The sequence below is a fragment of the Microbispora sp. CL1-1 genome (assembly GCF_012034195.1).
Lineage (GTDB): Bacteria > Actinomycetota > Actinomycetes > Streptosporangiales > Streptosporangiaceae > Microbispora.
On record NZ_JAATEK010000089.1, the window covers coordinates 1 to 6,815 of the forward strand.

Annotated in this window: 7 protein-coding genes; 3 read left to right on the forward strand and 4 right to left on the reverse strand. The window is 70.5% G+C overall.

Translation table 11 applies throughout. The features are described from left to right. Both HCK04_RS39675 and HCK04_RS39680 read right to left on the reverse strand, forming a co-directional pair. A partial coding sequence (locus HCK04_RS39675) for a hypothetical protein (protein ID WP_142652673.1) occupies positions 1 to 291 on the reverse strand: 291 nt, incomplete at its 3' end. A gap of 226 nt (positions 292 to 517) precedes the next feature. After that, positions 518 to 658, reverse strand: coding sequence for a hypothetical protein (locus HCK04_RS39680; protein WP_168066660.1), 141 nt, complete (start codon positions 656 to 658; stop codon positions 518 to 520). 75 nt (positions 659 to 733) lie between these two features. Between HCK04_RS39680 and HCK04_RS39685 the strand changes: the two genes are divergently transcribed. Both HCK04_RS39685 and HCK04_RS39690 read left to right on the forward strand, forming a co-directional pair. After that, entirely contained in the window at positions 734 to 1,207 is a 474-nt protein-coding gene (locus tag HCK04_RS39685) for a MarR family transcriptional regulator (protein WP_205831275.1), read from the forward strand. 110 nt (positions 1,208 to 1,317) lie between these two features. Then, complete coding sequence (locus HCK04_RS39690; RefSeq protein WP_142652674.1) at positions 1,318 to 2,226, forward strand: SDR family oxidoreductase; 909 nt, start codon at positions 1,318 to 1,320, stop codon at positions 2,224 to 2,226. A 28-nt stretch (positions 2,227 to 2,254) separates the two neighbouring features. Here HCK04_RS39690 and HCK04_RS39695 read toward each other — a convergent pair whose 3' ends face one another. After that, positions 2,255 to 4,660 carry a glycosyl hydrolase family 65 protein gene (locus HCK04_RS39695; protein ID WP_142652675.1) on the reverse strand — a complete coding sequence of 802 codons (2,406 nt, stop codon included), beginning with the start codon at positions 4,658 to 4,660 and terminating at the stop codon, positions 2,255 to 2,257. Beyond that, the gene (locus HCK04_RS39700) at positions 4,657 to 5,400 is read right to left on the reverse strand and encodes a beta-phosphoglucomutase family hydrolase (RefSeq protein ID WP_142652676.1); all 744 of its coding nucleotides are present in this window, start codon (positions 5,398 to 5,400) and stop codon (positions 4,657 to 4,659) included. The genes HCK04_RS39695 and HCK04_RS39700 overlap by 4 nt, the downstream gene beginning before the upstream one ends. A 157-nt stretch (positions 5,401 to 5,557) precedes the next feature. Here HCK04_RS39700 and HCK04_RS39705 point away from each other — a divergent pair, with 157 nt between their 5' ends. Then, on the forward strand, positions 5,558 to 6,760 hold the full coding sequence (locus HCK04_RS39705; RefSeq protein WP_221890037.1) for an ROK family transcriptional regulator: 1,203 nt from the start codon (positions 5,558 to 5,560) through the stop codon (positions 6,758 to 6,760). Positions 6,761 to 6,815 lie beyond the last annotated feature (55 nt).

A 6,815-nucleotide genomic window follows, 5' to 3' on the forward strand; every position in this document is an offset into this window, starting at 1 on the left:
CACGCCAGCGGCATACGTACCGGTGGCCGCCCCACTCGTGGCATCCGCGCCGCCGTTGGTTGCGCTGTCGGTATGCGTGCCTGGGACGTCCGCGCCCGGGGCGTCCACGCTCTCGACAACAGATGCGTCGGCACGCTGCCGGAGCCCGAAGTTGATGATCGGGAAGGGCTCGCGGGCGGACGAGCCGTCGGACGACCACAGTGGGGAATTGGCGATCAGACGGTCCCACCACTCACCGTCGGCATCGTTCGAATGACGAAGGCGCTCAGGATCAATGTCGAACAGATCCACTACACCATCCTCGCTTGATTCGAACTGATGTATGGATTCTCTCACACTTTGTGAGCGAGTGGCAACCGTGCGCAGTGAAGGGTTGGAGCCTCAGGTCGCCCGAAAAAACAGGGGGTGCTGCACGTCAATGGGGGTGGGCAAAAGCAGCGAAGGGTTGGCCGAAGAGCAGCGAGGGGGCTGCCTGGAATCGCCCCGCATCCGGCTGTGAGTATCCGGGCGGTGAGCATCAGGGCTGCGAGTATCCGGGCGGTGAGTAGGTGAGCATCGGGGCGGTGAGCATCGGGGCGGTGAGTACGGCGAGCGTCCGGAGTGCGAGCACCTGGGCCGCGAGTATCCGATCGCCGAGCACCGTGAGATCGCCGAGCACCGTGAGAAGGGCGGATACTCAGGTAAGCCCGACATCAGGGAGGGCTCGACAGCGAGGAAGGACGGTTAGGCCGCCTTGACCACACGGCGACGCCAGACCACGTTGCGCCGTCTCCACGGGGCCATCATCGATCTGATCGTGCTGATGAACCTGCCCAGCCGCGATGACGAGCTGCTGGCCGAAGCCGGCGTCTCCCTCGACCGCGCGCTGTTCCCGCTCCTCGTGGGCATCGAGCGATTCGGGCCGATCGGCGTGGTCGAGCTGGCCGAGCGCGCCGGACGCGACTACACCACGATCAGCCGCCAGGTCGCGAAACTCGCCTCTCTCGGGCTGGTAGAACGACGCCCCAGCCCCGCCGACGCGCGGGTGAAGGAGGCCATCATCACCGCCGAGGGCCGCCGCGTCACCGACGCTCTCGACGCCGCCCGCCAGCGCCTGGCCGGTCCCGTTCTCGCGCAGTGGAGCGACCGGGACCTCATGGAGCTCGAACGCCTCATGCGCCGCTACGTCGACGACATGTCCGCCGCGAAGGCCATAAAGGGCGACTGACGGGCCGCCGATCTCCGTCCCCTCACGGAACTCTTGTAGCACGGGCCGCCACCGCCGCCGGAGGTTAAAGTGCTACCAGAACCTTGTTCTCTTTATCGAAGGGTGGCGCCATGTCGGCTGCTGAGGGGTCCGAGCTGAGGTTCGACGGAAGGGTCGCGATCGTCACCGGGGCCGGGTACGGGCTCGGCAGGTCGCATGCGCTGCTGCTCGGCAGCCGCGGGGCGAAGGTCGTCGTCAACGACCTCGGTGGCGCACTCGACGGCACCGGCGCGTCCTCGGGACCCGCGGCGGAGGTAGCCGAACTCATCGTGAAGAACGGCGGGGAGGCGGTGGCCAGCACCGACAACGTCGCCACTCCGGAGGGCGCGGAGGCGATCGTGCGGACGGCGCTCGACGCGTTCGGCCGCGTCGACATCCTCGTCAACAACGCCGGCATCCTGCGCGACCGGTCGTTCGGGAAGATGACGGTCGAGGAGTTCGACGCCGTGATCGCCGTGCACGTGCGCGGCTCGTTCCTGGTCAGCCGCGCGGCGTTCCCGCACATGAAGGAGCAGGCGTACGGACGGATCGTGAACACCTCCTCGCCTGCCGGGCTGTTCGGCAACTTCGGCCAGGCCAACTATTCGACGGCCAAGATGGGCCTGGTGGGCCTCACGAAGACCCTCGGCATCGAGGGTGCGCGGGCGAACATCAGGGCCAACGCGATCGCCCCCGTCGCGTGGACGCGGATGACCGAGACGCTGCTGCCCGCGGAGTTCGAGAGCAAGTTCACCCCCGAGCGGGTCAGCCCGCTCGTGGCCTACCTGGCCCACGAGAGCTGCGTGACCACCGGCGAGGTGTTCTCGGTCGGCGCCGGGCGGATCGCCCGGGTGTTCGTGGCGGAGGGGCCGGGCTGGCGGACCGACGACCTCACCGTCGAGGCGATCCGCGACAACTGGGAGGCCGTCATGGCCGAGCAGCCCTATCTTCCGACGAAGCTGGGCGAGCAGGCCGGCGCCTCCCTGCAGGCCATGCTCTGATCTCCTTTCGTCGTCCCCGGCCGGGAGGTCAGACCTCCTCGGCCGGCTGCTCGGCCGGGACGACGAGACCGCGGGACAGGTCCCCGGGCCGCCGGGGTGTCGGCTCGCGGCCCGGCGGCTGCCTGACCGGCAGGTCCGGGAAGGGAGGCGGCGCGTTGCGCCGGGCCTGCGGCTGCGCGCCGATCGTGAGCTCCTCGCCGTGGTGCGACACCGTGAGGGGCGAGCCGTGCAGGAGCCGGTACGTCGTGCCGTCCGGGGCGACGTCGACCCGCGCCAGGCGGCCCCGGTAACGGACGCGGAAGGTGAGCCGGGTGATGCCCTGCGGCAGGCGGGGCGCGAAGCAGAGCCGGCCGTCGTGCGCCCGCATGCCGCCGAACCCGTTCACCAGCGCGATCCACGCCCCGGCGAGCGAGGCCATGTGGACGCCGTCGCGGGTGTTGTGCTCCAGGTCGCGCAGGTCCATCAGCGCGGCCTCGCCCAGGTAGGCGTACGCGAGGTCGAGCTGCCCCACCTCGGCGGCGAGCACGGCCTGGGTGCAGGCCGACAGCGAGGAGTCGCGCACGGTCAGCGCCTCGTAGTAGGCGAAGTTGCGCGCCTTCTGCTCGGGCGTGAACGCCTCGCCGCACAGGTGCATGGCCAGCACGAGATCGGCCTGCTTGACGACCTGCTTGCGATAGAGGTCGAAGTAGGGGAAGTGGAGCAGCAGCGGATACTGCTCGGGCGTGGTGTTCGCGAAGTCCCACACCGCGTGCCCGGTGAACCCCTCGCTCTGCTCGTGCACCCCCAGCCGCTCGTCGTATGGCAGGAAGATGGCGGCGGCGCAGTCGCGCCACATCGCCGCCTCCTCCAGCGTGACCCCGAGCAGCTCGGCCCGGTCGAGATGGCGTACGGCCGTCTCGGCGGCGGCCCGCAGGTTGCGCTGGGCCATGAGGTTGGTGAAGACGTTGTTGTCGGCGACGGCGCTGTACTCGTCCGGGCCGGTCACGCCGTCGATGCGGTAGCGGCCGTCGGCGTCGTGGTGGCCGAGCGCGCACCACAGCCGGGCGGTCGCGACGAGCAGCGGCAGGCCGACGTCCCGCTCGAATCCGGTGTCCTCGGTCGCGTCGACATACCGCGTGACCGCGGCGGCGATGTCGGCGTTGACGTGGAAGGCCGCCGTGCCGGCGGGCCAGTAGCCGGAGCACTCCTCGCCGTTGATCGTCCGCCAGGGGAAGGCGGCGCCGCGCAGTCCGAGCTGCTCGGCGCGGGCCTGGGCGAGCGGGAGGATCGACTCCCGCCACATGAGGGCGTCGGCGGCGGCCCGGGGATAGGTGTAGGTCATCACCGGAAGCACGAAGCTCTCGGTGTCCCAGAACGCGTGACCGTCGTACCCCGAGCCGGTCAGCCCCTTGCCCGCGATGGGCCGCCGCTCCAGCCGCGCGCCCGCCTGGAGCAGGTGGAACAGCCCGAAGCGTACGGCCTGCTGCACCTCGGCGTCGCCCTCGACCTCGACGTCCGCGCCCGCCCAGAAGTCGTCGAGGAAGGCGCGCTGCTCGGCGCACAGGCCGTCCCATCCGGTGAGCCTGGCGGCGGCCAGCGCCGCCACGACCTGGTCGTGCATCGCGGGCCTGGACCGCTTGGCCGACCAGCCGTAGGCGAAGAACTTGTCGAGCCGCAGCCGTTCGCCCGGCGCGAGCCGGGTGGCGATCGTGACCCGGCTGACGTTGCCGCCGCCGTCGCACTCGACCCGGGTGCCGTCCGGGCCCTCGATCTCGTGCCGCATCCCCGCCGCGACCCGCAGCCGGCTGGCCCTGGTGGAGTGGACCATGACGCACACGTTGTTGCGCGCGGCGACGTTCTCCTCCAGCACCAGCGGCGCCTCCAGCGCGGCGGCGGCGCGGGGATCGGCGGTCGGCGGCGGCACGGTCTCGTTGGCCACCAGCTCCGACTGGACGACCACGTTGAGCGGCTGGTCCACCGGCTCCACCTCGTAGCGGATCGCGGCCACCGCCCGGTGGGTGAACGACACGAGCCGGGTCGAGGTGACGCGCACCCGCGCCCCGGTCGGCGAGCTCCAGCAGGCCTTCCGGATGAGCGTGCCCGCCCGCATGTCGAGGACCCGCTCGTGTGAGTGCAGCGTGCCATAGCGGACGTCGAACGGCTCGTCGTCCACGAGCAGCCGGATCAGCTTGCCGTTGGTGACGTTGACGACCGTCTGCCCGGACTCGGGGTAGCCGTAGCCCGCCTCGGCGTACGGCAGCGGGCGCAGCTCGTAGAAGGAGTTGAGGTAGGTGCCCGGCAGGCCGAAAGGCTCGCCCTCGTCGAGGTTGCCGCGCAACCCGATGTGCCCGTTGGACAGCGCGAACACCGACTCGGTCTGGGCGAGCACGTCGGTGTGCAGGTGGCACTCGCGCACCGACCACGGCTCGACGATGAAGGCGGGATGCTTGATCATTTCTCGTCCAGCAGTTCGGAGAGATCCGACACCACGATGTCGGCGCCGTTGTCGCGCAGGGCCTGCGCCTGATCCCCGCGGTCCACGCCGACCACGAGGGCGAAGCCGCCCGCGCGCCCGGCGGCGACCCCCGCCAGCGCGTCCTCGAACACCGCGCACTCGGCCGGTGTGAGCCCGAGCGCCTCGGCGGCGGCGAGGAACATGTCGGGGGCGGGCTTGCCCGCGAGCCCGCGCTCCTTGGCCACCTCGCCGTCGATCCGCGCGTCGAACATGTCGTCGATCCCGGCCGCGGCGAGCACGCGCCGCGTGTTGGCGCTGCTGGAGACGACCGCGCGGCGCAGCCCGGCGTCGCGTACGGCGCGCAGGTAGCGCACCGAGCCTTCGAAGACCTCCACGCCCTGCCGGTCGAGGATCGCCTGGACCAGCTCGTTCTTGCGGTTGCTCAGGCCGTTGACGGTGGGCATGCCCGGCGGGTCGTCCGGCCTGCCCTCGGGCAGGTCGATGCCCCTGGACAGCAGGAACTCCCGGGTGCCGTCCAGGCGCTTCCTGCCGTCGACGTACCGCTCGTAGTCGCCGGTCGCGTCGAAGGGCACGAACGGCGTGCCGGTGGCGGCCGCTCGATCGCGCAGGTATTCGTCGAACATCTCCTTCCACGCCGCGGCGTGGATCAGGGCCGTACGCGTGAGCACCCCGTCCATGTCGAACAGGCAGCCGCGCACTTCGTCAGGCAACCCCAGCATGCGCCCTCCAACCGGTCTCCTGACTCTCCTACCCCGTCAGACGCTCCTAACTTTTGTTGATTCCAGCGAAAGATTGCATCGGATCGATAAAAGGTCTTCCCTGATCAGGGGGAAAAGAGGTACGTTTCCAGCCAATCACCGGGACGCGGAGGCGTACGTGAAGAGGACGACCATCAGGCCGGAGAACGTCCATCAGGCCGCGCTCCTGCGGTTGCTGAGGGAGGGCGGGCGCTCCCGCGCCGAACTCGGCGACGTGGTGGACCTGTCACGGTCGAAGCTCAACGTGGAACTGGACCGGCTGATCGAGCTGGGGCTCGCCGAGCCCGACGGACTGGCCGCCTCACGCGGGGGCAGGCGCTCGGGACGCGTACGGCTGGCCCGTGACATCCGGTTCGCCGGGCTCGACATCGGCGCCACCTCGATCGACGTAGCGGTCACCGACGGCGAGCTCAACGTGCTCGGTCACCTGAGCGAGCCCTGCGACATCAAAGAGGGGCCCGCCGCCGTGCTCGACCGGGCCATCGAACTGCTCGGCAAGCTGAGCAGGGACGGGCTGTTCAGCGAGCTCAGCGGTGCCGGCGTCGGCGTCCCGGGGCCGGTGAGCTTCGCCGAGGGCGTTCCGGTGGTGCCGCCGATCATGCCGGGCTGGGACCGCTACCCGGTCAGGGAGACGGTCGGTCAGGCACTCGGCTGCCCCACGGTGGTCGACAACGACGTCAACATCATGGCGCTCGGAGAGCTGCACGCCGGTCTCGCGCGGCACGTCGAGGACTTCCTGCTCGTCAAGATCGGCACCGGCATCGGCTGCGGCATCGTGGTGGACGGGAAGATCTACCGCGGGGTGTCCGGCAGCGCCGGCGACATCGGCCACATCCGGGTGGACGATCTCGGGCCGGTCTGCTCCTGCGGCAACTCCGGGTGCCTGGAGGCGTACTTCGGCGGCGCCGCGCTGGCGCGCGAGGCGGTCGTGGTGGCCCGCTCGGGCGGCTCGCCCTACCTGGCCGAACGGCTCGCGGTCGCGGGCGCGCTGACGGCCGAGGACGTCGCCGCCGCCGCGGCGCAGGGCGACGCCGACGCGATCGGGCTGATCCGCGACGGCGGACGCCGGGTGGGCCAGGTGCTGGCGAGCCTCGTCAGCTTCTTCAACCCCGGCCTCGTGATCATCGCGGGGGGCGTGGCCAAGCTCGGCCACGTGCTGCTCGCGGAGATCAGGAGCGTCGTCTACCGCAGGTCGCTGCCGCTCGCCACCGGAAACCTGCCGATCGTGCTGTCCGAGCTCGGCGACACCGCGGGTGTCGTCGGCGCCACCCGCCTCATCAGCGATCACGTCTACTCCGACCACGTCTACTCCGCCAACTGATCATCGTTGGGAGATCCCCATGGCCGACGAACACCCCCTGCTCCAGATGAGGGGG

Bases quoted from the DNA above. Each gene is read 5' to 3' on its own strand.
- HCK04_RS39690 (WP_142652674.1), top strand. From the start codon at position 1,318: ATGTCGGCTGCTGAGGGGTCCGAGCTGAGGTTCGACGGAAGGGTCGCG.
- HCK04_RS39700 (WP_142652676.1), bottom strand. From the start codon at position 5,400: ATGCTGGGGTTGCCTGACGAAGTGCGCGGCTGCCTGTTCGACATGGAC.
- HCK04_RS39695 (WP_142652675.1), bottom strand. From the start codon at position 4,660: ATGATCAAGCATCCCGCCTTCATCGTCGAGCCGTGGTCGGTGCGCGAG.